Raw genomic sequence first — 26,116 nt, forward strand, 5'->3', positions numbered from 1 at the left:
TGCCGCCGCGACCGTCGGGGCCCTGGAGGACCAGGGCAGTGCCACTGTGCGGCAGGAAAAATGGACCAGCAAGTCCAGAAATAATGCCGACTCAGTCCTTGCCGAACCGGGCGGTGAGCCTCTGGCGCAGGAGAGCACGCTCGCGGGCAGTGGTGGCAGCCCAGCTGCCCTCCGGGGTGAGGCCGGGGTGAGACAGGGCCCACTGCAGGCAGGCGGTGGCGATGGGGCAGCGCCGGCAGGCAGCCTTGGCCCTGTGCGGTCGCGTACTCCGGGGTCCCTGCCGGTGCCGCGGTCGTGGACGAAGGTCTGCGGCTGTGCACGGCAGGCGGTCGGGGTCGGCGAGCAGGGGAACGGGATGCGTTCGTCGGCACAAGACGTGCGCGGAAGCCTGGATCACTGCCAACCCTGCCCAGGCCCTGTTTGGGCCGGTTCGTGTCCGATCCCCAGCCCTCCAAGGGAGGCGAGTCCCAGACCGAGGCGAGTGATCCGCAGGGTTGTGCGGCCCAACGGCACTGACTCGTCCGCTCGCATCCGCAGCTCCTTCCTTCCGCGAGCCACGCCCTCACCCGTCGAGGCGCAGCGGGAACGGGCTACGAGCCGAACGGGGAAAGGCTACGAGCCGAACGTCAGGCCGGCGCCGCAGCCGTCGTCACGATCCTCACCGAGGTCCGGATGAACGCCGGGCGCGCGAGCACGCCGCTACCGGCTCGTGCTGACGAAGGCCGAGGTTCGGTGCCCGGGCGGAAGGATTCCGAGACGCGCCACGGCCGGAAAACGGGCGCCGGGGGCGAGCACCTGCGTGCTCGACCCCGGCCAGGCCGCTGCGCGTGGCCGGCCGGATCGCTCAGGAGCCGGTCCGCAACGGCCACGTGTCCATGGTGGTTACGGTCATTCAGACGCGGCCGGCAGGACCTCGATGGTCTTCGAGGTCGTGATCGGCGTGAGCGAGCTGTCGTCGGTGTAGGCGCGCATCGAGTCGTTCGTCACCGACACGGTCACCGAGCCACGGCGCAGCGCGGTCAGCGTCCCGGTCTGCGGGTCGAGGATCGCGACCTCACCCATGTCGCGGGCCTGGTCGATGGCGTGCTTGCCACTGCCGATCGCCAGGTTGGACGAGCCGCTCCAGTGGACCGACATCGGGTACCGCAGCGGCACCACGCGGGTGCCCGTCCCCACGCCCTGCGGCTGCACGATGCTGCCCGAGAGCTGCGCGGTCCTGCCGGCCTCTACCGAAGCCGGGGTCTTGAGCGTGATGGACTGCGCGAAGGCGCGCACATCGGCCTCGAGCCACTGCTCGTTCGCGCTCCGGTCCGCGTCGACGGACCAGTCGACCCACCCGGTGAAGCCACCGCGGTCCGGCGTGCCGTACGGGTCCTTGCCCGACGACGGCAGCACCATGTACGGGACGCCTTCGAGGCGGTGGACATCGGCGATCTGGGCGTGGGATCCGACCATCGCCGCGCCCTTGCCCGTGGCGCCACGGAAGTCCGTGAGCATGTGCTCAACGAGCGCGGCCTCGTCGCGGTCGCCGAGCTGGCTCGACTTCGTCTCGGCGGGGTCGTCCACCGGGTGGTGGGCGAACACCATGACGTTGTTGACCGAGTCGTCGTTCTTCGCGTCGGCGAGCGCCTTCTGGAGCATCGGCAGCTGGTCCCATGCCGTCCCGCGCAGCGACCCGACGGAGCTCGCGAGCAGGATGAACCGCGTGCCCTTGTGGTCGAACGTGCGGTACGGCCGGCCGAACTCCTTGGTGAAGTTCGTCAGGTCCTGCTGGACGTTGTCGAGGCCGTAGGACTCGTGGTTGCCCGGCACGTAGTAGCAGGGGACCGAGCCGGACTTCGGGTCCGGCGTGCTGTTCGCCGCCGGCTCCTGGCCGACCGGTATAAGGTCGCACCCGGCGTCGGTGAGTACCTTGCGGGCGAGGGAGAGGTCCTGCGGCAGGCCGCGGTCGGTGATGTCACCGTTGAGGACGATCAGGTCCGGATCGGTCTTGCGGATCCGCTGGATGGCGGCCGTGGCGACCTGGGTCAACGCCGGGTTGTCGGCGGTGAACTGCACGTCCGACAGCGTGGCGAACCTCCACGTGTCGCGGCCCTTGAGCAGCGAGCCGTCGTCGGAGACGAGCGGGTCCGGCTGCAGGTCGGGCTGGGCGGGCAGGTCGATCGCCGTCGGGACGTCGGCCTCGATGCGGTCCAGGACGAACGTGCCCGCCTTCTGCTGCGCGGTGCTCGTGTTGATGCCCTGGAAGCCCGAGATCGCGATCGGGAACTTCGTGCTCGCCGGCAGCGTGAACGAGGCGTTCTGCCAGTTGTCGCTCGCGGTCAGGCCGCTGCCGTAGACGCCGTTGCTCTTGCCGTCCGCGTCGACGTAGCTGATGTAGGTCAGACCGTTCGGCACGCTGATGCTCGACTTGAGTCGCATCCGCAGGCGAAGCGGTTGGCCGGGCACCGGAATGCGTCCGGCCGCCGATGCCGTGGTGATGCCCACGTTTCGCATCGCGTCGAAGTCGATCCGCAGGCCGTCGGGGTCCGCCGAGAACGTTGTGGCCGCGGTGCTGTTGTTGCGCCAGCGGGCGAGTACGTCGTCGTCGAAGTCGTAGACCGTCTTGGTCTGCACGCCGACCGTGATCGGGAGCTGGACCGACTTCCCGCCGACCGAGACCTTGAGGACCGTGCCCGCGTCGGTGAGCGGGGTGATCTTCAGCTTGCCGTCCACGGACTTGATGTCCACGACGCTGTGGTCGTAGTCGAGCGAGAGGTCCTGCGGGTCGATCGGAGCCGTGTAGCCCTGGGCGTCGCGTCCGGTCACGGAGATGGTGACAGCGTTGTCAGGCGTCGCGTCGGGGATCGACAGGCGCTGGGACGACATCTCCACGCTGTTGACCGGGCCGAGGACGGAGACCTTCTCCTGCGCCTGCTTGTTCCGCACATGCGCGCGGACGGTGATCGCGCGATGCGCCTGGGCCGGGGCCGCGAGACTGCCGCCCTTGACGGCTGCTCCGTTCGCGGTCCACAGCACGGACTTCGGGTCGACCGTCACCGGCGTCTCGTGGTTGTCGACGCCCTCCGCGACGAGGCGGCGGTGCATTCCCGGGAAGACCTTCACACCGCCGTCGGCCGACGCCGCTCCAGGAGCGGGCTTGACGAGGAGCTGGTCCAGGTGGCCGTCGCCCTTCGCGACGAACACCCCGACGCCGTTGGGGTCGTTGCGCTCGTGGCCGTCGGACGGGACGTTGCGGACGGTCGCGGCGTCCTCGCCGAGCGCGCGGGCGACCATCGTGCTGGAGCCGCCGCCGTCGAGGTTGACCGCGGTCTCCACGCCCATCGCGGCGAGGTCACGCGCCTCCTTGTCGATCCCGACACCGCCCTTGCCGGTGCCGCCGGGGCCGTCCCAGGTGGCGAGAACGAGCGTCCTGCCGCCGTTCCTGAAGCCGAGCGCGGTGCGCGGGGCGATCGAGGTGTCGAGACCGCTGACGACCTTGCCGCCGGAGACGATGGTGCCGCCATGGCCGAGCGCGAACTTCATCGTCTTGGCGGCGCTGTCGGCGAGATCGTAGTCGAGCTTCACCGAGTCGCCGGGCTTCAGCGCGCGGAGCGCGGTCGCTGCGGCGCCGCGCCCGACGAGCACGAAGCTGTCGTCCGCGATGGTGCCCGAGCCCGCGGGACCGTTCGGCGTGACCGACACGACCGAGCCGTTCTTGACCAGTACCTCGGCGATCTGGTCGTTGGCCACGCCCGTCAGGCCGCGGTTGCGGCTGTAGTCGCCCCACGCCGACGTGAACGCGATCAGACCGTCCGCGGGGACCCCGCCGCCGTTCGCGGCGTTGAGCGACAGCACCTTGTGGTCCGCACCCGCGAAGTTCGCGTTGGCGTTGACCGTGAGGTCCACGAGCCGGGCGATGCCGTCCTTGGTGACGCCCACGTGCTGACGGCCGCCGATATCGGCGGACTTGATCAGCTTCCCGTTCTGGACCTCGCCGCCGAGCGCCGCGTTGGAGTTGCCGATGTCGAAGAACTCGCCGTTGACGCCGGCGACGGCACCGGCCTTGTCGGCCGCCTCGCTGAGCGGTCCGCCGGACGCGACCGGTCCGGAGGTCAGCAGGTCCGTGCCGACCGCGCGGTTGGTCAGGTCCACGGTCAGGAACTGCGCGTCGTACCAGCCCTTCTGGTCGAGCGCCTTGACGTGCTGGAGGCCGATCCCCGGGCCGATCTGCTCGGACGTGCTGGTCAAGGGGATACCGCCGGTGACCGGCGCACCGGTCACGGGCGCACCGGTGGTCTGAGCACCGGTGACGGGCACACCGGTTACGGGCACACCGGTGACCGGATCGACGTTGGCCGGAGCGACGACGACCGGCGCGACCGGGCCGCTGTCCGCGTACGCGACGGCAGATGCGGCGGCCATTGCGGTCGCTGTGGCGAGTACGACCAGCCATGGTCTCGTGCGCCGATGGTTCAAGACCATCAATCTCATGGGTACCTCGGGTAAAGAGAGGAAGCGGGGGAAACTCCCCCGCTACGCCCATTTCGATCATGGACGCACAACCGATCACAAAGGGCTACCCGTACGTGAGAACGACGCCGACACAAGTCTTTGGTGAACATTGGCCGTAAGTTGCCGCTTGTTGCTGTGATGCGCCCGAGAGCGCTTGCCGTGTCCGCCTGATGAATTGACGCCCTGTCGGCGGGCCCCGTTGTCGGCTGCGTCGGCCCGGACGGCGACCCCGACGACCCGTCCAGCGCAGCGACATGGACATCGTGAGCCACCCGGTCTTCACGAGGATCTGCGTGGGACGCTTTGGTCGACGGAGGGGCGGGAGACCGCCTGGCACTGCTCCTGGACGACCAGCACACCGACGGCGCGGTCACCATGGACGACCCGGACGCGGACCAGGACGGCGGGATCGAGCAGGTCGAGGCGCACGCGGAGGGCGCCCAGGCGGCAGGCGAGGCCGCCTGCGCTTCGATCGACCTCCGCCGTGCTCCCGCCGGTGCGCAGCTCGCCGAGGCGACGCTCGACCCTGATCGGCCTGTGCCAGAGCTAGCGTGCGACTTCGCGCCGCACCCCAGCTCAGACACCAGCCGCCAAAGCAGCCCGCCGGTTCAGGGCGGAGCCGCCGATGGTCGAGCTGCCCGCGGACGTTGCCTACGTCGTCCGACTAGCGCCAGATGAAGCCGCCCGCGTTGGCCATCATGAACGGTGCCGATGACTGACAATGCCGGGATGACCCGACCCAGAGTCCGTGTCGCCGCATACGTGATCCGGCATCGTGCCGTCCCCGAGCTGTTGGTGTTCGACCATGTCGGTATACCGGAGGCCGGCACCCAGGTCCCTGCGGGAGGAGTCAAGTCGGGCGAAGGACTGGAAGACGCGGTTCTCCGAGAGGTCGCCGAGGAGACCGGTCTGCTGACAACCACAGTGGTCCGGCAGATTGCCGTGGAGGACAAGCCCCACCCCGACACGGGTCAGCCACGACGAACCGGCTTCTTCTACCTCCAGGCACCCGCGGACACCCCCGACGCGTGGGAGCACCACGTCCACGGCGACGGCGACGACGCCGGCCTCACTTTCGCCTGCCGGTTCCTCTCGCTTCCCTTGAGGCAACCACTGGCCGACGATCAAGATGCATGGCTGGGCCGCATCGACCCGCGATGGACCACCGATACCCGTTACAGTCACTAATCAGCCGCCGAACCCACACGCCGGATAAGTGAGCCGAGCTGTTTCAGACGCTGCGGGCCGCGACCCGGTGGCCGCCGCAGTGGTGGTGAGGTCTCTGATGATGCTGGGCGTGATCGTGACGGTGCCGGGGCTGAGCCACTTCTTCGGCAGCCGGTCCCTGGGCCCAGCGGGCTGGACGATCGCGCTGACGTCGGCGGCGGAATCCGCAGTGTTGCCCACCGTGGCGACCGACGTGACCCGTCGGCTGGGGCCGGGGAACGTGGCACTCCGGAAAGGGAGAGTTCACCTTCAGGTCATGTGACTGCCGCCTGCCGGATGCCGTGGGACCGGACAAAGGAGAGGTACCCAGCACAATCCTCATGAAAGACGGCCGATCATGCCGCACATTCTTGCCAAGATACTGACCCAGGTGGCGGTCGCCCTGCTGGAGGCCGCCCTGGTTCGTCTGTCCGCCCAGCTCTGGAAGACGTTCACCGCCGGCCGACAGTCGGCCACCGCGCACGCCTGATCGGTCATGCGCATCTGACCACCTCATCCTTCCACCTCGTTCTCGTTCATTGACCTCCAAACATGGAAGGTGCCCGAAGGCCACCTCCTCTCCACGCGGTCCGCTCAGCATGTCCATCTGGTTGCCTTGCACTGATGGGCTTGTCCGGAGTCTGGCGTGATCGGCGGCCGGCGGTCGGCGGTCGGCGGTCGGCGGTCGGCGGTCGGCGGTCGGCGCATGGTTGCCTGACGTGGCCGGTGGCGACGTTGCCCCTGGCGGGAAGAAGATTGGGGTGAAGAGCGCGGGCGCGGTCTGCTGGACTGCGGGGCATAGGCGCGGAGTCCCCGCACAGCGTCCTGGCCCCCGGGCCGTGACGTGCCCTGGGCCCGGCCGGCCCGTGAGGATTCGCGAGGCCGCCAGGCGCCGGAGACCGTTTCCCGGGTCCAGGCCGGAGGAGGATGTGACTCGGCAACCCGGCCCGGGTGTGCCGGGAAGTCGATTCGGCAGTGAAGAAGCCGCCCCGTGATCTATTACATGCTCAAGTACGTCCTTCTGGGACCATTGCTGAGGTTGCTGTTGCGGCCGCGGGTCGAGGGTCTCGAGCATGTTCCGACGCAGGGTGCGGCGATCGTCGCCGGGAACCACCTGTCCTTCGCCGACCCCCTCCTCATGGCCGCGGTACTGAAACGGCGCATCACGTTCCTGGCCAAGGCGGAGTACTTCACGGCGCCGGGTCTCAGGGGCCGGCTGACCGCGCTGATCCTTCGCCGTACCGGGCAGATCTCGGTGGACAGGTCGGGCAGGGCGGCAGGACAGGCAGCCCTCAGCGAGGGGCAGGCGGTACTGGCGCAGGGAGAACTGCTCGCGATCTATCCAGAGGGCACGCGCTCCCCCGACGGCCGGCTGTACAAGGGCAAGGTGGGGGTGGCGGTGATGGCTCTGGCGGCGCGGGTTCCGGTGATTCCGTGCGCGATGGTGGGGACGTACCAGATCTGGGATCGGGCACGTGTCCGGAAGAGACACCCGCCCGTCACGATCCGCTTCGGGGAACCGCTGGACTTCTCGCACTTTGCGGGGACGGCGCACCAGGAGACGGTGCTGCGGGCCGTCACCGACGAGATCACGTACGCGATCTTGCGGCTTTCGGGCCAGGAGTACGTGGATCTGTACGCGGCCGACGTGAAGGCCGCACAAGCTCCGGGGCGCCGGGGAAGCTGAGGTCTCCGCCGCCGTTGGGCGCGCTCAAGACTGGGGCCTCGAAGGCCTCCGAACCGGGCGAGGTGGTCCTCAGGCAGCCAGTCGTCCAGCGACGGAGGCAGCAGCAGGACCTGATGCGGGTCGAACGCCCGGAACCGCTTGTCCACTGTCACCCATGCCGTCGGCTCCCCCGCTCGGGCAGCTGGACCGGCTCCATGGCGAACAGCCCATCACCATCGCGCATGCCCTGATCATCCCGTACGAACAGTCACGCACCGCGGGTGGGCTGCCGTCTGATCGGCACGCATCACGGCTGTGGCCGCGACGCCCCGATCAACGAGACCGCCGCGCTCAGCAAGCCGATCTCGCGGGCAGTCAGGTTGGGGTCGTCCCGCCGGAACCGCACTGCCTGATCCAACGCCTCGGAAGGCACAGCGCCGACGCCGGCCAAGAACGCGGTGAGGAACGTACCGGCTAGCGCGGCCTCCTCCCGCACGGAGTCGACCGCGACTTGCGCCACGATCAGTGCGGACACGGCGACATCGAACTCAGGCGGACCCTGTCCGGAGTTACGCCAGTCGATCACAACCGGTCCTCGCGCTTCGAGCATGACATTCGCCGGGTGCAGATCCAGATGCACCTGGCGGTCTCCGGGCTTGTGCGGCATCTGTGGCGGCAACGCGTGCAGGCGCGCATGCAGGCCGGCCAGCAGGTCCGCAGCCGCCACCGCGGTGATCTCCCCGGAGCCCAGCGCCTGCAGCATGGTCGGACCGGTGAGCCGTTCGAGGACCAGATCACCACCATTCGCCGAGTAGACCCGTGGCACCGGGAATCCCAACCCACCCACATAGGCCATCACAGCGGCTTCAGCGGCCACGTCCCCTTCATCCCGATATCGACGCAGGACGCGCTGCGAGTCGAGAGCGTAGACATCAGCGTCTCGGCCAGCCGCTAGCAAAACGAACTCGGTCACACCGTGACTCTACTGGCGTTACTGACCCATGCTCCTAGCCGGCGGCAGTGACGTTGTGGCCCAAAGAGCTGCTCTACCGGCCCACCCTGCATGGCTGAGTCCACCGGCCGGCGGGGCGGGACACCGTGCCGGCTCGCGCCCGTACAGGCGGTGCTGGAACGGCGGCCGCCGGAGGCAGCAGAACACCGATGCCTCGATTGCAGCGACGACCGGGGCATTGAGGAAGCGGAGGATGGTCGGCGAGAAAGTACCGGACCGCGCAATCCACTTGACGTTCGTCCGGTCGACGGCCCCGGAGCCTTCCGACAGCACCCCGGCGCTGGTCTCCCGACAGGCGGCGCGGGAGCCCGCCCGATTCCCGTTCATGAGCCACCGCCGTGAGCTCCGGTTCGGGACGCGCCGCAAGGCGGCCCGAGCGCGCCGGCAGCCCGACGCAGTACGCGCAGAACGCTCCCGGCCCAGAGGACACCCACCACACGATGACATCGGCGAACTCGATCTGGTCGATCAGCAGGTCGCTGGTTCCGGCCGCGACTGCGTGATGGTCACGCCAGATGCCCATCGCTCTCGTCGGCACCGGCTGGTGCTCCACGGAAGCGCAGTCAGAGCTGCCTTCAGGCCGTCGGCTTTCGCTGCTCAGCTTGCCCGCCACCTTGCAGCGCCGCGATCCGGCACACCGACCGCCCGTGCCAGGCGCTTGTCCTCCCAACCGGTCTGGCGGTGCAGGAGGTGTGGTCAGGGTCCTCTCTCCTCCCAGGCGGAGCCAGGGATGCCGGCGAGCTTTGCCATCACGGCCGTGGCTGCGACCGGCTACGCGATCCTCGTACAGCGAGCCGTCCCCGCTTCCCCCCTCGGACCACGCCGGCCGGCGACCAGCCAGTAGGGATTGGACCTTTCACCGGTTCCAGCTTTCGTCGTACGGATCTCGCGGGGTCGGCACCGGTTTCGCCTCGGTTACCTGCAGGTACGGGATCGGGCGGTTGTTCACCGGATCCTTGGTCTGCTTCGGGGTGTATACGCCCGTCACTTGCAGCCATGCGTCCGGTCGCAGGACTGGCGGAATGTCGCCCATCAGGGCGAGCTTCACCGGCTGGGCGTCCGCGGCGCAGCAGTTCAGGGCCATCCGGACCAGGTACGGCGCGCCTTTGGTGTCCAGGGCCACGAAGCCCGTGATCCGTACCTTTCGGTTGCGCAGCGACCGGCCGTGGTCGTACACCGCGCGCCCCGCGTAGTCGACCAGGCTGATCGGCACGGGGTCCGAGGCCGGAAGCTTCGCGTAGCCGTACGGCTGCTGCAACGCCGTACCGGTACGCATCGCGCTGTAGGAGCCGAGTGCCGGCGGCGCCACCAGCATCAGCGCGAAGAGGGGGACCAACAGCAGCCATGAGATGCGCGCTTCGCGGTGCCCGTGATCATTGTCCACACGGTGGTCATGTTCGTCACCGGGGTCAGGGCCGTCGTCGTGGACCCGGTGAGCATGCGCGTCCTCGCGTCTGTCCTGCTGGGCGTGTCGCCTCCGGCCCTTGAACTCGTACCAGACCGCCGCCGGCGCCCCAACCATCAACACCGCCCCCGCCGCCAGCAGCAGCGGCCGCAAGCCTGCCTTCACGTACCGCAGATACAGATCCGTGAACCCGGCATGCAGTAGTACCGCGCCGACCAGGAACATGACCACCGCCTGAACCTGCCGGTTCACAGGAGCACCGCCCCAGTCACGACCGCTCCCGCGATCGCCAGCACGAAAGTGGCCGGGGCGAAGCGGAGAGCGAAACCACGGCCGAAGGTACCCGCCTGCATCGCGAACAACTTCAGGTCGATCATCGGGCCGACCACCAGGAACACCAGCTTCGCCGTCAGCGAGAACTGCGTCAGCGAGGCCGCCACGAACGCGTCCGCTTCCGAACAGATCGACAGCACTACGGCCAAGACCGCCAACGCGCCTACGGCTGTAAAGGGATTACCCGCCGCCGTGCGCAGCCAGTCCGCCGGGGCCACCGTCTTGAGCGTCGCAGCCGCCATCGCGCCCAGGACCAGGAAACCCCCTGCGTGCATCACGTCGTGCCGGACCGAGTCCCAGAATGCCGCGCCCTTGCTCCGCCCGTCGTACCTCGCGTGTGCCGGCGGACGCAGCCAGTCCGTGCGGCCCAGTCGCTGCCACAGCCAGCCCATGGCACAGGCGACGAGCAGGCCGGCCGCGAAACGGCCCAGCACCATCTCCGGCCGGCGCGGGAACGCCACCGCCGTCGCCGTCAGCACGACCGGGTTGATCGCCGGCGCGGACAGAAGGAATGCGAGTGCCGCCGCGGGAGTCACGCCACGACGCACCAGCGCCCCCGCCACCGGGACCGACGCACACTCGCAGCCCGGCAGCACCGCGCCCGCCATGCCTGCGACCGGCACGGCGAGCCCTGGGCGGTTCGGCAGTGCACGGGCGAAGAACGAGGAAGGGACGAAGACCGCGAGCACCGCGGACAGCAAGACGCCCAACACCAGAAACGGCAGCGCCTGGAGCACGACCGCGACGAACACCGTCATCCAGCTCTGCATCACCGGAGCGGCGAGCGCCGAGCGGATCGGGCCCTGCACCACGACGACCAGGAGCAGGACCGTGATCAAGGCAAGGGAGGAGTTCACGTGCCAGCCATCACCGGCCATACGATCCCCGCCGGTACGCTCACCCGCGGTCTCTGCCGGTCGTTCCGGGCCGTCCGGCGCCCGTACGATCGCGTCCCGGTCGTCCGTCGCGGTCGTGAGGGCTGGTCTTGTGGTGGCCACGGGTGCGACACCTCCGGCGGGCTGCGCTTGTCGGTCTGCCTCGCCCCTGACTACGACGGCCACAGCACAGACGTTCAACCCGCTCTGGAACCACCCGCACCATGTGCAGTCCAAGGCCACTCCAGCACCACGCAGACAGCCAGTGACACCACACTCCCACTTCGCGAGCGTCGAAGGAACACGGACCGCAGTGCGGCAGGCCCGTGTCCTCACCCTGTCATTCCGCCCCGTCGGCACCCCCCGAAATTCCCCACCCGCGCTCTTCTCCCCGGTTGATTGCGGACTCGACGAGGAGGCTACCGGCTACCAAGCCAACTGTGGCGCGCATCACATCGGCCTCATGTCACGGACTGGCTCGCAGCTTCCATCCACTGGTCGTCAACAGCGAGCGGAGGAAGGCAGAGCGATGAGCGAACAGCACGAAACCGGCACGGTGACCACCACCCACCGCGTTCTGATCCTGGGCGCGGCTATTCGGGCATGTCCGCAGCTGTCCAACTCGCGACCCGGGTCAAGCGGCGCGAGGACGTGCGGGTGACCGTGGTGAACGCGCAGGAGCGGTTCACCGAGCGGCTGCGGTTGCACATGACGGCGACCGGGCAGCAACTCGCCGAGCTGAGCATTCCGGAGCTGTTGGAGGGGACGGGCGCACAGTTCGTGCGCGGCTGGGTGACGGCGGTGGACGCGGACGCACGTACGGTACGGATCGACGACGACCGGGTCCTGCATTACGACACGCTGGTGTACGGATTGGGCAGCGTGGCCGACACGACTGCGGTGCCGGGCGTCGACGACCACGCGTACACCCTCAACAGCCCCCAGGACGCCGAGGTGCTGGCCGATCGGCTGGCGCGGCTCGGCAGCGGCACGGCAGTGATCGTCGGCAGTGGGCTGACCGGCATCGAGTCGGCAGCGGAGATCGCCGAGCGGCACCCGGAGCTGAACGTCGTACTGCTGGGCCGGGACGAACCCGGTGCGGCCATGACCCCGAAGGCCAGGAGGTACCTGCAGTCGGCGCTCGACCGCCTCGGCGTCCGCGTGCGCAGCGGCGTCGAGGCGGTGAAAGCGCTGCCCGGGTCGGTCGAGCTGGCGGACGGGCAGAGCGTCGCCGCCGATGTAGTCCTGTGGACGAGCGGTACGCGGGTGTCGCCGCTGGCAGCCGCCGCCGGACTGGCCGTCGACGAACACGGCCGTATCGTCACCGACACCGCGCTGCGTTCGGTGTCGCACCCCGATGTGTACGCCATCGGTGACGCCGCAGCGATCCGCCAGGGCTACGGCGTCATGCACGGCACCTGCCAGGGCGGGATGCCGACCGGCGTGCACGCCGCGGTGTCGATCGTCCGCACGCTGAAGGGCAAGCGGCCCAAGCCGTTCCGCTTCGGCTACTACCACACGCCGGTGAGCCTGGGCCGGCACGACGCCGTCGTGCAGTTCACCCGCCCCGACGACAGCCCGCGACGAATTCATCTGACCGGCCGGATGGCGGCCCGGTATAAGGAGACGGTGACTGCCTCGCCCTGGCCGACCTTCGGCCGCATGAAGAAGATGCCCGCCTCGGGCGCGTTCTGGCCGCACGGCGGTCGCTTCACCCCCGTCGCCGAGGATGGCGAGTGAGCGCCGACCAGCAGGTCTTCCACGAGTACCGCAAGCTGCTGTTCTCCGTGGCCTACCGCGTCCTCGGCTCCGCGGCCGACGCCGAGGACGCGGTGCAGGACGCCTGGATCAAGTGGTCGTCCGCCGACCGTGGCCAAGTTACCGACCCCAGAGCGTACTTGACACGGATCGTGTCCAACTTGGCGCTGGAACGCCTGCGTTCCACCCGGCACAAGCGCGAGACCTACGTCGGCCCGTGGCTGCCCGAGCCCATCCTCACCAGCAGCGACACCGCCGACGCCGTCACGGACGCCGAGTCGGTGTCGATGGCGATGCTGGTGGTGCTGGAGACGCTGAGCCCGCTGGAGCGCGCGGTCTTCGTGCTGAAGGAGGTCTTCGGCTTCAGCCACGCCGAGATCGCGGAGGCGGTGGAGCGGTCCGAGGCGGCGGTACGACAGGCCGCGCACCGTGCGCGTGAGCACGTACGGGCCCGCAGGCCCCGGTTTGCCGCCGACCGCTCTCGGCAGCGCGAGGTCACCGAGCGGTTCTTCGTCGCCGCGACCGGTGGTGACATCAACACCCTGATGGAACTGTTGTCGCCGGACGTCACCCTGTGGACCGACGGCGGCGGCAAGGTCCGTCAGGCGCTCAAGCCGGTCGTGGGAGCGCAGACGGTGGCCTCGTGGTTCGCGGCCATCGGCACGGTCACCTACCAGGGTGTCCAGCCCGCCGACATCCGCGCCGAGCTCGTCGAGATCAACGGCGGCCCCGGCATCGTGTTCAGCACCCCGGACCGGGTGATCGCCACCGTCACCTTCGACTTCGAATTCGACGGTCGCATTACCGCCGTCCACAACGTAGCCAACCCCGACAAGCTCCGGGCCATCACGGACGGCACCGCCCACGACGTAGCGACGCGGTGAGCGTTGGGCGGGAACTGCCCTCGGACGGCAACCGAGGGTCGGCCCGGAAGGGCCGCTCACCCTTTTGCGCCATCGGCCCCAGCGTGTGTCGGCCCGTGCCCACGACGCGTCCCACTGCCGCACCCGGTACCTGGACCGCACATATCAAGCCACCCACGGAATAAAGTGCACATTATGAGTGCGAACAGTGACGAAGACGCAACGAACCCGGAAGAGGCCGGACAGAGCGAGGACGCCGAGCGCCGGGCGACCGAGAAATTCATCGGCGATCTGCTGGCGAGGGGCGAGGCGGTGTTCGAGGGAGAGGAGCCGACGCCGAGAACGACGCACGTCGTCGGGCGCGGAGACGACGGCCGGCTCACCGTCCGCCGCCTCCGCTTCTTCCACTGATCCAGCCGATACCGCTACCCGCTCAGTCGAAGCACTTCCGCACGAGGGCGAGGCCCTCGCCGGTCGAGCTCCGCGTGATCTGGTGCGTCTTGAGCCGCGAGGGGTTGTCGTCGCTGAACGCCACATCGGAGCGGTGCTCCTCGGGCACATGGACACGGCCGCGACGGAAGAGGTCCTCCAGATACGACGCGGCGACCCGCTCGGGGTCGGCGGGCCGGAGTGTGCCGCCGGCCGGGTCGGAGCCGGCGATGCCGAACCGTCGTTCCGCCGCGGGGGCGGAGAGCGTGAGGGCCTGGGTGACGCCGTACGTCGCCCCGTGGACCGTGACGGCCGTGAGACCCTCGTCGTCGCCACCGCCCGGCGTCGCCTCGGCCATTCCGGCACCTCGGCGTGCCAGCTCCGGCTCGGTGATGGACGCGGCGGCGTCGAGGGAGAGAATGCCGTGCCGGATGAACGCCGAGCGCAGGGACTGGCCGTACTTGCCGCCGTTCCTGCGCTGGTCCGCGGCGATCATGTGACCCGCCACCTGTGCGTAGTAGGCGGACACCACGGGCGCCGCCACGACAGCGTCCACCAGCAGCTGTCCCGCGATCTCGGCCGCCGCGGCCAGGCCCGCCTGGTCCTGCAGGTCCTGCTGCCGGAAAATCCCGGCCACGACCTTCAGGAACGCTCCGCTGAACACCCTGGAGAACGAGTGCGGCTCGCTGGAGAGGGTGTTCGCGGGACCGTTCGGCGGCAGCTCCACCGGGTCGCGGTAGAAGAAGCTGTTCGACAGGTTGCGCAGGCAGTCCCGGTCGACCGCGTTCGGGTGGCCCTGGCGGATCGCCCAGCCCAGTTGCTCGGCCATCCTCGACACTCTCGAGGACAGTTCGAGGTCGCCCTGGGTCTCGGCCAGTACCGCGATCCGCAGCGACTCCAGCCCGAGTGAGCTCAGCAGGGCGCTGATGTCACCGAACGCTTCGTGGAGGGCAGCCGCCTCCGCACTCGCCGCATTGAACAACTGAGGGCGCAGGGCGTCGAGGATCGCGTGCCCCGTCTCATGCTCGACGACCTCGTTGCTCTCGCACGCGGCGACGGTGACGCCTCCCACGGTGCGGCGGAAGAACCACAGACCCCTGCGGTCGTAGAAGGCGTTGAGGTCGTCTCCTGCGTTGAGGTGTGCGGTGAGAGCGCGGCCGACCATCGGATGCCATTGCGTTCCGGCCGGGACGAGTGGACCCCAGGTCCGGCTGGCCCTGCTGAGCGCGTCGGCCGCCACCCAGTACCGGAATGCCTCGCTGCCCGGCCCGGCACTGTCCGGCTGCGGCGCCGCTTCGGCGATGGCCGTCGGAAAGGGCTGTGTGTCGAGTTGTGGGATGGGATGCGGTACGGGCATGTTGACCAGCGGAGGATTTCCGGGGTCGTCCTCATAGACCAGAACCGTCGGCATCGTGGCTTGCTGTTGCTGCACCGTCATGGAGCCTCCCTGGGCGGAGAGTTTGCAGATGGCGGAATCCCCCCAGGGAACCGTTGGCCAGGGGTCCCTCGTGTTCAGTACGGGGTCATGGCAGCCCGCTGTCAATCCCGACACCGGGGGTGAGGCCCCACTCCGGCCGGTTGTGGCAGCGGACAACCGGGCGGGCACTGTGGCCCACGGCCGGTGTGTACGGGCCGGCGCACTGGGCGACGGACAAGCGGCCGAACGGGTGACGCAAACCAATGCAGGCGTTCGACGGCCTCCAGATCCCACGTCCAGAGGAGCCTGGATGGCGATGCCATGGATCAACGGTGACGATGAAACCCGAGCCCATGGCGCGGCGGCAGGTCTCCTGGGTCCGTGCTTCGCACGTGCGGTTTCCCTGATGCGGTGGCCGCAGGAGGTGATCGCTTGAAGACTCCCCCCAGGCCTCGCTCCAACTCGCGCCTGAAGGCGCGTCGGCCACCGCCGAGAACCCCGCGGTCCCGGGTGACCATGGCGGTGATCGTGCTGGTCCTCCTCCTGACGACCCTTCCGCTGAGTTTCTTCGGCATTGATGACTTCTTGCATGCTCTGACCTTCCCCGGGCGGGTCACCGGGACGGTCCTCATCGCGGTCGCGCTCGCAACGTTGTTGGGGGCCGCCGCGGCCCTGGACCACTGGCTCTGGCGCAGCTTCCCCTACTCCGGAGTGGTCGCGCTGATCGGAGCGTTCGCGGCCTTTCTGACCAACCTCTTTCTCCTGGTCGAGACGACGAAGGACGGCGATTCCACGATCGTCCCGGCGCTGTTCGCAGCGCTCACGGCGGGTTCGGTCTGGGCTGTCTACGCGGTGTGGCGGACATCGGTCGTGATCCCCGCTCCGAAGCGGGTGGCCGTGGCGCTGATCGTTTCCTCGGTCATCGCGATCGCCAATTTCGGTTACCAGAACCTGTACCAGCCGTACCAGCGTGAGACCAGGCCCCTCCTCAAGTTGTCCACGGGTAAGCCAGACGTGAGTCAGGACGGGAAGGCGTTCGCCGTACCGGTCGACATCACGTTCGAGAATCACGGCACCGTCGGTTTCTACGTGCTGGGCACCGAATTCCATGCCATGGCCGAACACGTGCCGCTGAGCAAGACGGACCGGCTCCGCGAACAGTGGCGAACCGACGCCGAACAGTGGGCCAATTCCCAGGAAATAAACCCACTGTCCCGCCGGGAGATTCACCAGCCGGGGCAGTTGGTCCAGGCGCAACCGTGGATGGACCCTGGAGTGTGGATCGATCCGGGCGACGTGTTCTCCATGCGAGTGGTGGTGCAACTGCCCATCGACACGCCGTACGACCAACTGGCGATGTATGCCAGCGCGAGCCTTGCCCGCAAGGACCAACTCGACCTCGAGCCACCGCTTCAGTTCAAGGCGTATTCCTGGAAGGGGAGCAACGTCCCCGTATGGGTGAAGAAGCAGGAGAAAAACGGTCTCGACACCCTCGTCTACCAGGCCAGGGTGCACGAGAACAACGCGATCGACGAGTTTACGAGGGAACCACGATACGTGAGCGTCTACTGGGAATTCGGCGCGCACGGCTCCAGTGTCCTGTCAGCCGTTGCACCACAGGGTGAGGAGGACCACAAGGTGAACGGGGAGGAACAAAAAGAGGTGATAAGCCGGTACGGTCTCGTCGACGTCCTCGCGGGCCCGGTCGAACGCACCCTGTGGGACATCAAGAGCCGGCAATGACGGGAACGGCCGGGCGGACCGCGCCGGAGCACTGGTCCAGGCGCTCCAGCCACATCACCAGAGCCAGCGAGCTGTTCACACGATCGCAGGCGTAGGAGTCCCCGATGCCGAGCTGGGCCTCCCGCACCGCCTGGCACAGCGTCTCGACATCGAACATCTCCGGGATCAGCGGATGCCGGGCGGTGCGGCACAGGTCGATGAGTTCGTCTCCGTGGGTCCGCAGGCCGCGGACGTAGAGCTCGTTGAACGGGGTCTTGACCGCCCTGCCACGGATCCGGGCCGGGAGCAGGTCCGCCATGGCCTCACGCAGCACCGACTTGGGACGACCTGGATCGAATGCGACGTCGACGGGGAGGCGCCGCATCGTGGCGACGACCTCCGGGTCGAGGAAGGGGTGCGTGAGGAAGAACCCGTCCTGTCGCGCTCGGTGCCAGGACAGCGGGTCCGGAGCGGCGAGGTAGTTGGCCGCGTCGTAGAGCGACTGTTCCGGCTTGCGCCCGTACACGAAGCGGCTCTCCGCGATGCTGGCCTCACGGTAGCCGTGGGCGCGCGCGAATCCGGAGCGCAGCCACCGGGGGCGGTTGAAGGTGCCGAGGCCGCCGAGCGCCGTTCCGCCGCGGACGAGCGCTGTGATCCGTTCGGCTGCCAGCGGAAGTGCCGGCTGTACGACGTATGCCTGGACGATGTCCCTCGAGCCCCGATCGCTCCCCGCGGCCCAGGCGTGCGCCTGCCCGGCCATCTGTCGGAGCCGTCCCGTGCGGGCGAGTCTGTGCAGGTGAAACGGGTTGGCGTCGACTATGGGATCGGCCCCGCAACCGGTCAGCAGGGTCTCACAGCCCAGCTCGGCGGCAGCGGCGTGAAGCCTGGCCCAGAACGGGGCGCGGAAGGCGTGCGCATGAGGCTCGTCCGTGTCTCCCGCGTGGTGCTGGAAGTCGTCGAAGTCGGCCACGTCGTCGGCGTCGACGAGCACCGGTCGGGCCGCCGGGGCGTGACGGCGGATCTCCTCCAACGCCGCATGCAGGTACGGCTGCTCCCCCGCCAGCTCTCCCCCGGAGAAACGCCCGGCGAGCAGGACAAGGTCCCCGGGGTCCGCCCGTCCCGCGGCCGGCAGGTCCGCCGCGAGCAGCGCGACACTGGTGGAGTCGGTGCCGCCGGACACGTGGCATGCGGTCTTCGCGCCCATACGGCGGCCGACGGCGTGCTCCAGAGCGAGGCGCAGGTCCTGGGCGGCGGTCCGGCGGGCGTGGGGTCCGTCCGCTGCCGACACGGGCGGATCGGGTGCCTGACGGCCGCGTCCCAGCAGCCGACTGCGCATGCGCCCGGTGACCGAGAGCTCCACCATCTCGCCGCCGAGGACACGGTGCACCCCGGCGAACGGGGTGAGGTCCGTGTGCTGTTGCGCCATGTTCCCGGTGAGGTAGCGGCAGAAGTAGCGCGGTTCCAGCTCAGTGACGCTCCCCAAGGCGCGGGCCGAGGTGCCCACGGCGCTCACCCGGCCACCGGACTCCCTGAGGAACAAGGGGATGCGCGCCTGCTCGTCCCGCATCACCAGGATGCGGTCGCGGCACGCCAGAACGGCCGCGTAGTCACCCGCCGGCAGCGGGAGGGCGGCGCCCCGCCGGCCGAAGTCGTCGAGGAGGCGGCGTGCGCACGCCACTCGGTCTCGTGTCGAGCCGACCCAGCCGACGACGGCGGCGACGCCGACCCGCGAGGTGACCGTCGTGACGAGTCCCTGACGCTCCATGGTCTCGTCGGTCCAAAGCTTCGGTGCGCCCCCCACCCACTCGAGGCGGAGCGCATCCATGTCACTGTCCTCCGCAGTCGATCGAGAGCACCGGTGTGAACGCGTGCCCGCGCGGGTCGGCGTCGGGGATGCTCAGCCCGGCCGAGGTCGTCCAGGCGTGCATGGCGAAGGGGTGTTCGCGCACCCCGACGTGGAGCGTGGCCTTCAGCCCTCGCCGCCGCAGCAGGACGAAGGCCGTCACGGCCTCGGACTTGCAGTCGCCGTTGACCAGCCAGCTTCTGCGGCTGTGGGACTGCACCGCTCGTTTCAGTCGTAGCACCTCTTCCGCGGGGGCAGGGTCCGCACGGATGTAACCCGGAGCCGCCAGGGACAGCAGCCGAAGGGCACCACCGAATCCCGTGGCCCGGATCAGCAGATGTACTCCACGCAGCCACGACCCGACGCCGATGTCCGAATGCTCCTTCGGGCGGTGGTCAGCGCACCCGGCGCGAACCAGTTCGGTGACAAGTTCGCCGTGCTCCCCCGGACTTGACTCACCGAACGTCTGGACATCCGCCGTCGTCATCCCGAGAAAACGCGTCCGCTTCCAGTCCGCGATCAGCACACCGCTGGACATCCGGGTGACACGGCAATGCGGTGACAGAATTCGTGCCATGGCCGCCAGGGCATCGGTGTCGGCATCGGCGTCTTCTGTCACCGCACATCCTCCCGGATTTCCGTCGTGAACGGTGTCAGCCGTGGTACCCGTGACCGTCGTAGAATCCACCGCTGAAGCCCCGGATCCGACGGCCGTTGCCGAGTCGGACGAGCCGATGCGGCTTGTGAAGCCGCAGCAGTCGGAGAAACATTCGTCTACCTCCAGAATCAGGCAGAGGCCATCACTTCCAGGTTCCCTCCGCACCGATGGGCCCGCAAGCGCGATGCGCTCCGGGAGAGTTTCATGCCGTCCGCAGGACGTCATTGAACGAGTGACCACCGGGCACCACGCGGTAGTTGCGATGCCGCAGCAGCGGGAATAGGCTTTTGTGTAGGGCGCATGTACCACCGCCCCACTGGTACCACCGCCTCACTGAAGGGCGCTCAGCCGGCCCGGGCAGGGTCCCATGATCCCGTGATGTGCGGAGCGATTCGCGAAACCTTACGAACGCGGGCTGGAGTCAGGGGACTCGGCGGCGCGGACCGGCGCGTTGGACCCGTGCGGTCGACGCGAGGAGAACATCATGACCACCGCCGGTGCGGCAGCACCGCACAGGACTCCGGCCGAGTTGCAACTCGGTGGCGTGGAGTCGGAGAACCACCCCTGGAAGATCCGCTTGGTGGATCACCCCAAGCGCTACGAATCGGCGTACTTCCGCGCGGCCAAGAAGACGGTGCACAAGATTCTCGCCGAGATGAGCGATGACGACCTGCCTTACGGAACCCGGCCATCCGGAACTCAGCACTGGGAGATGCACCACGGCGGCAGCCTGTGGGTGAAGGGGGAGAGCGGCTGGCGGATGTACCGCGCCAGGGTCGGCATCGAGTGGAGCATGCAGTTCTGTGCCGAGCCGTCGAGGGTCGACCGGCTGCGCCGGGACGCGGCCGAGCTGGTCGACGCGTTCCCCCTCACCCTGCCTGCTCTGGCGGCGCTGGGGTACGAGGAGGCGGCGGACCTGCTCCGCACTCCGGTCACGGACGCCGATGGCGTCGAACGGTGGACCGACTGCCTGTTCAACTCCTCCGTGCCGATGAGCCACGGCAACCACCAGGGAGTCCTGCCGCAGGTTCCCGGGGAGCACCACTACCCGTGGCCGGTGAAGGGCGCGGACTTCGTCCGGTACGAAGACTTCGAGCTGTGGGTGACCCTGCCCGACGGGACGCACGGCGCCGTCGCGCCGGTGGACCGACGGGGCTCGGGCGACGGCCACGTACGCCTGGTCCACGTGCCCGAGGAGAGCGAGGCGGCAGCGGCGTTCGTCGCGGCACAGGAGCAGGGGAAGATGGCGGTGCTGCCGCCCAACAGCTCCGTCGCGTTGCAGGCCTTCGCCCGGCAGATCGAGCCTGAGCGGCGCACTGCGACCGGCCCGCTGGTCACCTCGTCGCGGCGGACTCGTGCACCCCGGCGGGCCTCGGGCCGTCCCCGGTAGTCGAGGAGCGGACATGCCGCGCAGTATCGTCATCTGCCTCGACGGCTCGGGGAACCAGGTGGGTGCCAGTCACCCCACCAACGTGGTCAGGCTGTTCGAGATGCTCGAGGCGGACCGCCCCGAACGGCAACTGCTCTACTACGACCCGGGCGTGGGAACCATGTCGTCGGCCACCGCGCGCGGACCGGCCGGCCGCTGGCTCTCACGCATGTGCGGACTGGCGTTCGGCACCGGGCTGAAGACCAACCTCGCCGAGGCCTACACCTACCTGATGCGGCACTGGCAGCCGGGCGACCGTGTGTACGTCTTCGGGTTCAGCCGCGGCGCGTACACAGCTCGCGCACTGGTGGGGATGCTCAACAAACCCGGACTCATGCGCCCCGGCTCCGAGAACCTGGTCACGTACGCCGTGGGGAAGTACGCGTTCAACCAGGACATCGAGGCGAGCCAGGAGCAGGTCGCCCGCTTCTCGCACGCCTTCTGCCGCAGGACCGAGACCGAGCCACTGTGGGCCACGGTGAAAGAGAACAACCCGCGGCAGGTCTCGCACCACGCCCTGCCGGTCACCTATCTCGGCCTCTGGGACACAGTGAAGGCAGCCGGCGTACTCCGGTTGGGCAATCTGCGCTGGCCCTACACCCGCCAACTGCCGAACGCCGCCCGCATCCGCCATGCCGTCTCCCTCGACGAAAAGCGCCGCCCTTACCGCGAGTATCTCGTCACCGCCCGCGAGGGCCCTCTTCGGGACACGGCTCAAGAGGTGTGGTTCGCAGGGGTCCACTCCGACGTGGGCGGCACCTTCGCACATCCCGCGGGCGCGCCCTTGCTCTCCTCCATACCCCTGAAATGGATCGTCGACGGCGTCCGTGAGGAGCTGGACTTCGCCCCCGACGCCTACGACGAAGCCTGCGCCCTGACCGAGGACTTCGCCGACGCACCCGTCCACGACAACGGACCGCTGTGGATCCTGGCGGGCCGGCGCACTCGGCCCGTACCCAAGGATGCCCTGCTGCACGCGAGCGTCAGGCTGCGGTGCGAGCACGATCCCGGCTACCGCCCGGATCTCCCCGGTCCGCATGAGGCCGGACGCTGGGCCGACCTCGACTGGACCAAGACGACATGACAGAGCGCCAGGTCTTCGACCGACCGATCACAGAGCCGCGTCGGTACGAAGAGCGGCGCCCGTACGAAGAGCGGCGGGGCGACGCAGTGCGGGAGCCGGCCCCGACACGGTGAACCAGGCAGATTCTGCGACGGTTGCCGACCGTGGCGCATGTTCCTGCGATGCCCGCCCCGGAGCGCCCCTGTCCAACCGCTTGCGCCGCCGGGCCATGCCTCGGCGCAGAGAGGAAGCGAGCCGTCATGGTCGCTTTGTCCAACGTCCGCTTCGGCAAGACCAACGAGGACGTACGCATCGTGCAGAAGGCCCTCATCGCCCGAGGGCACAGCATCCCGGACGGAGCCACCGGCACCTTCGGAGTCCAGACGAAAGCAGCCTACCGGGCCGAACAACTCGCCCAGGGCTTCGAAGGAACGGACGCCGACGGCATACCCGGCTGCACCTCACTCACCGACCTCGGCCGCCACGCCGGCTTCACCGTCGACTGCACCGGCGCCACGGCCCCCGGCACGGACGGCAGACTCACCCTCCGCCAGGTGACCTATCGCGATCCCGACGACGACTTCGGGGAACCGGCCATGCGGCGTTACGCCAGGACGGCGTGCGAGCTGACCGGGATGGATCCGAGGTTCGGCGTCCCCGCGCTGGTCACCATCACGCGGCGCGAGTCCGCCTACAACGCCCCGAAGCAGCGGGTGAACACACGGGATTCCAACGCGCGGGGTCCGATCGTGTCCGACGGCCACCGGCAGAACTGCTCGCGGGGAGCCACTCAGTGCATTCCTTCCACGTTCGCCGCATACCACCAGGCCCACACGGCCACCACGCCCTACGACGTGGTCGCGGACATGTGCGCGACGATCAATTACGTGCGCGACCGATATCACGTGAACCGGTCGGGTTCGAACTTCGCGGCCCGTGTGCAGCAGGCGGACCCGCACCGGCCACCTCACGGATACTAGGAGCACGTCATGGTCGCCCTGTCCAACGTCCGCTTCGGCAAGACCAACGAGGACGTACGCATCGTGCAGAAGGCCCTCATCGCCCGAGGGCACAGCATCCCGGACGGAGCCACCGGCACCTTCGGAGTCCAGACGAAAGCAGCCTACCGAGCCGAACAACTCGCCCAGGGCTTCGAAGGAACGGACGCCGACGGCATACCCGGCTGCACCTCACTCACCAACCTCGGCCGCCACGCCGGCTTCACCGTCGACTGCACCGGCGCCGCGACACCGACCGGAGGCGGCCAGGGGGCCGGCCGACGACACGTGTCGTCACCTGTGCCCGGTCACCGGGTGACCTTCGACTTCTTCGCCCGCGGCCCCTACGCCTGGAAGCCGGACGGCGTGGGCCGGCACACCGGCCAGGACTTCGCCGCTCCCCCCGGCGCTCCCGTGGTCGCCGTGCGTGACGGCACCATCGTCTGGTCGAACGGTCAGGGGGGTGCCTACGGCCAGTGGATCGGGCTGCGCGCGGACAACGGCCATGTGTACACGTACTGCCATCTCTCGCTACGGCAGGTGGCGAAAGGTCAGGCGGTCACCGCCGGCCAGCAGCTCGGCAAGGTCGGCAGCACCGGCAACGCCACCGGACCGCATCTGCACTTCGAGATGGCGAAGAGCTCCAGCTGGTCCTACGGCAACGTCGCGAGGCCGAGCTGGTGAGCGGCGCGGTGGCGGGTCTTACGGAGTGGTGACGGGACCGGCGCGTTCGTGCGGTGCGGTGCCGTCGGCGGCCTAGCGTGGGCCGTATGCGCGTACTGGTCACCGGCGGTGCCGGGTTCATCGGGTCCCATGTCGTTCAGGCGCTGACGGAGCGCGGGCACGAAGCCGTGGTGTTCGACGTGAGCACGGCCGCGGGTGCGGACGTGCGGAACCCGGAGGCGGTCGGCCGTGCGCTGTCGGGGGTGGACGCCGTGTGCCACCAGGCGGCGATGGTCGGCCTCGGCAAAGGCGTCCTGGACGCGGCCGAGTACGTCTCCCGCAACGATCTCGGCACCGCCGTCCTGCTCGCCGCGATGGCCGAGGCGGGCGTTCGGCGCCTGGTGCTGGCCGGGTCGATGGTGGTGTACGGGGAGGGGCGGTACGAGTGCGGGGAACACGGCGTCGTACGGCCGGGTCCGCGGGCCGTGCGGGACCTGGACGCGGGCCGGTTCGAGCCGGTGTGCCCGAGGTGCGGGCGGGAGCTGCGTCCCGGACTGGTCGGTGAGGACGCCCCGCCCGATCCGCGGAACGTCTACGCGGCGACCAAGCTGGCCCAGGAGCACCTGTCGGCCGCCTGGGCACGGTCGACGGAGGGGTCGGCGGTCTCCCTGCGCTACCACAACGTGTACGGGCCCCGGATGCCCCGTGACACCCCGTACGCGGGTGTCGCGTCCTTCTTCCGCTCCGCGCTGGCCCGGGGTGAGGCGCCGCGCGTGTTCGAGGACGGCCGGCAGCGGCGCGACTTCGTGCACGTACGGGACGTGGCCGCGGCCAACGTCGCGGCGCTGGAGGCGGAGCCGCCGCGGGGCCTGCTCACCGTCTACAACACCGGAAGCGGCGAGCCGCACACGGTCGGCGCGATGGCGCGGGCCCTGGCCGCCGCGTACGGCGGGCCCGAGCCCGTCGTCACCGGCGAGTACCGCCTGGGCGACGTGCGGCACATCACCGCGGACTCCTCACGGCTGCGGGCCGAACTGGGCTGGAAGCCCGAGGTCCGCTTCGAGGAGGGGATGCGGGAGTTCGCCGACTCGCCCCTGCGCGACGAGAAGCCGAACGGCCACATGTCGTAGCCGAGCGGCTCCCGCGCCGATCGGGTGGGGTCCGGGGTCAGGTCTCCGCGGTGGGGAGGGTCACCTCGAAGCGGCACCCGCCGGGGATGTTGCGTACGGCGGTGTGGCCCTGGTGGGCCTCGACGATGCCCCGGACGATGGCGAGGCCCAGGCCCGCGCCGGCCGGGGGCGTGCGGGCGTGGGTGCCGCGCCAGCCGGTGTCGAAGACCCGGGGCAGGTCCTCCTCGGGGATGCCGCCGCAGCCGTCGCTGACGGACAGGACGACGCCCTCGGGCGAGCGTTCGGCGGCGACGGCGACCGTGCCGTCGGCGGGGGTGCGGCGGATCGCGTTCACCAGCAGGTTGCCGAGCACCCGGCTCATCTCCTTGCCGTCCACCTCGACCGGCACCGGCGCCACCCGGTCGCCCACGAGGCGCACGCCGTGCTCCCTGGCCAGCGGGTCGGCCCCGGCGAGGGCGTCGCCGACCAGGTCGTACAGCGAGATCCGGGAGCGGGTCAGGGCGAGGCTGCCGGCGTGGATGCGGGAGAGCTCGAACAGGTCGCCGACCATGTCGTTCAGGCGCTCGACCTCGGCGCGGATCTGCTTGAGGTAGCGGTCCGGGTCGGTGGCGACCCCGTCCTCCAGCGCCTCGGACATGGCGCGCAGTCCGGCGAGCGGGGTGCGCAGGTCGTGCGAGATCCAGGCGACGAGCTCCCGGCGCGAGGACTCCAGGGCGCGCTCGCGCTCCCTGGACTCGGCCAGCCGTGCGCTGGTGGCGGCCAGCTCGCGGCTGAGGGACTCCAGCTCGGCGGTCGCCGGGGTGCCGGGCGCGGAGAAGTCGCCGCCGTCGCCGAACGAGCGGGCGGCCAGGGCGAGTTCGCGGCTGCGGGCAACCACCCAGCGACCGAGTAGCAGCGCGGTGACCAGGGACACCACTGCTGCCATGGCCACCACGGTGGTGACGACGGACAGGTCGTGCTCGGAGAGGAACATCGCCTGCGCCACCACCAGAGTGCCGGCGAGCATCGCGCCCACCGCCACGCCGGCGACCACGGCGAGCGAGGCGGTCAGGGAGCGCCGGCGGATCAGCCGCAGCACACCGGCCCCGGCCAGGCCGGTCGCGGCGGCGCCGAGGAAGGCGTACAGGGCGATCAGCAGGATGTCGCGCACGG

Annotated in this window: 22 protein-coding genes; 12 read left to right on the forward strand and 10 right to left on the reverse strand. The window is 69.4% G+C overall.

Annotated features, from left to right (window positions below; genetic code table 11):
• Positions 1-91: 91 nt before the first annotated feature.
• The 3 genes from IE318_RS46535 to IE318_RS22540 form a co-directional block, all read right to left on the reverse strand.
• Entirely contained in the window at positions 92-397 is a 306-nt protein-coding gene (locus IE318_RS46535; protein ID WP_373311243.1) for a WhiB family transcriptional regulator, read from the reverse strand.
• A 491-nt stretch (positions 398-888) separates the two neighbouring features.
• Positions 889-4,404 (reverse strand): phosphodiester glycosidase family protein, encoded by a 3,516-nt coding sequence (locus tag IE318_RS22535; RefSeq protein ID WP_189903099.1) that lies wholly within the window; start codon positions 4,402-4,404, stop codon positions 889-891.
• 369 nt (positions 4,405-4,773) lie between these two features.
• A complete protein-coding gene (locus IE318_RS22540; protein ID WP_189903101.1) occupies positions 4,774-4,923 on the reverse strand; it encodes a hypothetical protein in 150 nt (49 codons plus the stop codon).
• 300 nt (positions 4,924-5,223) lie between these two features.
• Here IE318_RS22540 and IE318_RS22545 point away from each other — a divergent pair, with 300 nt between their 5' ends.
• From IE318_RS22545 to IE318_RS22550, 3 genes are all read left to right on the forward strand, one after another.
• Positions 5,224-5,682 carry an NUDIX hydrolase gene (locus IE318_RS22545; RefSeq protein ID WP_189903234.1) on the forward strand — a complete coding sequence of 153 codons (459 nt, stop codon included), beginning with the start codon at positions 5,224-5,226 and terminating at the stop codon, positions 5,680-5,682.
• Positions 5,683-6,058: 376 nt separating this feature from the next.
• The gene (locus IE318_RS46150; protein WP_268256745.1) at positions 6,059-6,190 is read left to right on the forward strand and encodes a hypothetical protein; all 132 of its coding nucleotides are present in this window, start codon (positions 6,059-6,061) and stop codon (positions 6,188-6,190) included.
• Between the two features lie 501 nt (positions 6,191-6,691).
• Positions 6,692-7,387: a lysophospholipid acyltransferase family protein gene (locus IE318_RS22550; protein WP_189903103.1), complete on the forward strand. Its 696-nt coding sequence runs from the start codon at positions 6,692-6,694 to the stop codon at positions 7,385-7,387.
• A 286-nt stretch (positions 7,388-7,673) separates the two neighbouring features.
• Here the strand turns inward: IE318_RS22550 and IE318_RS22555 are convergent, their stop codons facing one another.
• From IE318_RS22555 to IE318_RS22565, 3 genes are all read right to left on the reverse strand, one after another.
• Entirely contained in the window at positions 7,674-8,339 is a 666-nt protein-coding gene (locus tag IE318_RS22555) for a phosphotransferase (protein ID WP_189903105.1), read from the reverse strand.
• Positions 8,340-9,234: 895 nt separating this feature from the next.
• Positions 9,235-10,035 carry a TIGR03943 family putative permease subunit gene (locus IE318_RS22560; RefSeq protein WP_189903107.1) on the reverse strand — a complete coding sequence of 267 codons (801 nt, stop codon included), beginning with the start codon at positions 10,033-10,035 and terminating at the stop codon, positions 9,235-9,237.
• Positions 10,032-10,994, reverse strand: coding sequence for a permease (locus IE318_RS22565; protein WP_189903236.1), 963 nt, complete (start codon positions 10,992-10,994; stop codon positions 10,032-10,034). The genes IE318_RS22560 and IE318_RS22565 overlap by 4 nt, the downstream gene beginning before the upstream one ends.
• A gap of 600 nt (positions 10,995-11,594) precedes the next feature.
• Here IE318_RS22565 and IE318_RS22570 point away from each other — a divergent pair.
• From IE318_RS22570 to IE318_RS22580, 3 genes are all read left to right on the forward strand, one after another.
• On the forward strand, positions 11,595-12,731 hold the full coding sequence (locus IE318_RS22570; protein WP_189903109.1) for an NAD(P)/FAD-dependent oxidoreductase: 1,137 nt from the start codon (positions 11,595-11,597) through the stop codon (positions 12,729-12,731).
• On the forward strand, positions 12,728-13,633 hold the full coding sequence (locus IE318_RS22575; protein ID WP_189903111.1) for an RNA polymerase sigma-70 factor: 906 nt from the start codon (positions 12,728-12,730) through the stop codon (positions 13,631-13,633). The genes IE318_RS22570 and IE318_RS22575 overlap by 4 nt, the downstream gene beginning before the upstream one ends.
• A gap of 174 nt (positions 13,634-13,807) precedes the next feature.
• Positions 13,808-14,023, forward strand: coding sequence for a hypothetical protein (locus IE318_RS22580; protein WP_229903685.1), 216 nt, complete (start codon positions 13,808-13,810; stop codon positions 14,021-14,023).
• A gap of 22 nt (positions 14,024-14,045) precedes the next feature.
• On the opposite strand, the gene IE318_RS22585 is transcribed toward IE318_RS22580, so the two are convergent.
• Entirely contained in the window at positions 14,046-15,479 is a 1,434-nt protein-coding gene (locus tag IE318_RS22585) for a gluzincin family metallopeptidase (protein ID WP_229903686.1), read from the reverse strand.
• Positions 15,480-15,974: 495 nt separating this feature from the next.
• Here IE318_RS22585 and IE318_RS22590 point away from each other — a divergent pair, with 495 nt between their 5' ends.
• The gene (locus IE318_RS22590) at positions 15,975-17,201 is read left to right on the forward strand and encodes a hypothetical protein (RefSeq protein ID WP_229903687.1); all 1,227 of its coding nucleotides are present in this window, start codon (positions 15,975-15,977) and stop codon (positions 17,199-17,201) included.
• On the opposite strand, the gene IE318_RS22595 is transcribed toward IE318_RS22590, so the two are convergent.
• Positions 17,185-19,005 carry an asparagine synthase-related protein gene (locus IE318_RS22595; RefSeq protein WP_189903115.1) on the reverse strand — a complete coding sequence of 607 codons (1,821 nt, stop codon included), beginning with the start codon at positions 19,003-19,005 and terminating at the stop codon, positions 17,185-17,187. The genes IE318_RS22590 and IE318_RS22595 overlap by 17 nt on opposite strands.
• Position 19,006: 1 nt before the next feature.
• Positions 19,007-19,906: a lasso peptide biosynthesis B2 protein gene (locus IE318_RS46340; RefSeq protein WP_308438590.1), complete on the reverse strand. Its 900-nt coding sequence runs from the start codon at positions 19,904-19,906 to the stop codon at positions 19,007-19,009.
• A gap of 259 nt (positions 19,907-20,165) precedes the next feature.
• Here IE318_RS46340 and IE318_RS22605 point away from each other — a divergent pair, with 259 nt between their 5' ends.
• The 5 genes from IE318_RS22605 to IE318_RS22625 all read left to right on the forward strand — a co-directional run bounded on the left by IE318_RS22605 (position 20,166) and on the right by IE318_RS22625 (position 24,964).
• Positions 20,166-21,071 (forward strand): DUF6424 family protein, encoded by a 906-nt coding sequence (locus tag IE318_RS22605; RefSeq protein ID WP_189903118.1) that lies wholly within the window; start codon positions 20,166-20,168, stop codon positions 21,069-21,071.
• A 13-nt stretch (positions 21,072-21,084) separates the two neighbouring features.
• The gene (locus tag IE318_RS22610; RefSeq protein WP_189903120.1) at positions 21,085-22,194 is read left to right on the forward strand and encodes a T6SS phospholipase effector Tle1-like catalytic domain-containing protein; all 1,110 of its coding nucleotides are present in this window, start codon (positions 21,085-21,087) and stop codon (positions 22,192-22,194) included.
• 239 nt (positions 22,195-22,433) lie between these two features.
• Positions 22,434-23,153, forward strand: a complete 720-nt coding sequence (locus tag IE318_RS45120; RefSeq protein ID WP_229903688.1) for a peptidoglycan-binding protein — start codon at positions 22,434-22,436, stop codon at positions 23,151-23,153.
• Positions 23,154-23,162: 9 nt separating this feature from the next.
• On the forward strand, positions 23,163-23,855 hold the full coding sequence (locus IE318_RS22620; protein WP_189903122.1) for a peptidoglycan DD-metalloendopeptidase family protein: 693 nt from the start codon (positions 23,163-23,165) through the stop codon (positions 23,853-23,855).
• Between the two features lie 86 nt (positions 23,856-23,941).
• The gene (locus tag IE318_RS22625) at positions 23,942-24,964 is read left to right on the forward strand and encodes an NAD-dependent epimerase/dehydratase family protein (RefSeq protein WP_189903124.1); all 1,023 of its coding nucleotides are present in this window, start codon (positions 23,942-23,944) and stop codon (positions 24,962-24,964) included.
• A gap of 37 nt (positions 24,965-25,001) precedes the next feature.
• Here the strand turns inward: IE318_RS22625 and IE318_RS22630 are convergent, their stop codons facing one another.
• Positions 25,002-26,114, reverse strand: coding sequence for a sensor histidine kinase (locus IE318_RS22630; protein WP_189903126.1), 1,113 nt, complete (start codon positions 26,112-26,114; stop codon positions 25,002-25,004).
• Positions 26,115-26,116 lie beyond the last annotated feature (2 nt).

This window comes from Streptomyces spiralis (genome assembly GCF_014654675.1).
In the GTDB taxonomy this organism is placed as follows: domain Bacteria; phylum Actinomycetota; class Actinomycetes; order Streptomycetales; family Streptomycetaceae; genus Streptomyces; species Streptomyces spiralis.

Bases quoted from the DNA above. Each gene is read 5' to 3' on its own strand.
- IE318_RS22595 (WP_189903115.1), bottom strand. From the start codon at position 19,005: ATGGATGCGCTCCGCCTCGAGTGGGTGGGGGGCGCACCGAAGCTTTGG.
- IE318_RS22590 (WP_229903687.1), top strand. From the start codon at position 15,975: ATGGCGGTGATCGTGCTGGTCCTCCTCCTGACGACCCTTCCGCTGAGT.
- IE318_RS46150 (WP_268256745.1), top strand. From the start codon at position 6,059: ATGCCGCACATTCTTGCCAAGATACTGACCCAGGTGGCGGTCGCCCTG.
- IE318_RS22620 (WP_189903122.1), top strand. From the start codon at position 23,163: ATGGTCGCCCTGTCCAACGTCCGCTTCGGCAAGACCAACGAGGACGTA.
- IE318_RS22625 (WP_189903124.1), top strand. From the start codon at position 23,942: ATGCGCGTACTGGTCACCGGCGGTGCCGGGTTCATCGGGTCCCATGTC.
- IE318_RS22570 (WP_189903109.1), top strand. From the start codon at position 11,595: ATGTCCGCAGCTGTCCAACTCGCGACCCGGGTCAAGCGGCGCGAGGAC.
- IE318_RS22610 (WP_189903120.1), top strand. From the start codon at position 21,085: ATGCCGCGCAGTATCGTCATCTGCCTCGACGGCTCGGGGAACCAGGTG.
- IE318_RS22605 (WP_189903118.1), top strand. From the start codon at position 20,166: ATGACCACCGCCGGTGCGGCAGCACCGCACAGGACTCCGGCCGAGTTG.
- IE318_RS22585 (WP_229903686.1), bottom strand. From the start codon at position 15,479: ATGACGGTGCAGCAACAGCAAGCCACGATGCCGACGGTTCTGGTCTAT.
- IE318_RS22580 (WP_229903685.1), top strand. From the start codon at position 13,808: ATGAGTGCGAACAGTGACGAAGACGCAACGAACCCGGAAGAGGCCGGA.
- IE318_RS46340 (WP_308438590.1), bottom strand. From the start codon at position 19,906: ATGACGTCCTGCGGACGGCATGAAACTCTCCCGGAGCGCATCGCGCTT.
- IE318_RS22565 (WP_189903236.1), bottom strand. From the start codon at position 10,994: ATGGCCGGTGATGGCTGGCACGTGAACTCCTCCCTTGCCTTGATCACG.
- IE318_RS22545 (WP_189903234.1), top strand. From the start codon at position 5,224: ATGACCCGACCCAGAGTCCGTGTCGCCGCATACGTGATCCGGCATCGT.
- IE318_RS45120 (WP_229903688.1), top strand. From the start codon at position 22,434: ATGGTCGCTTTGTCCAACGTCCGCTTCGGCAAGACCAACGAGGACGTA.
- IE318_RS22535 (WP_189903099.1), bottom strand. From the start codon at position 4,404: ATGGCCGCCGCATCTGCCGTCGCGTACGCGGACAGCGGCCCGGTCGCG.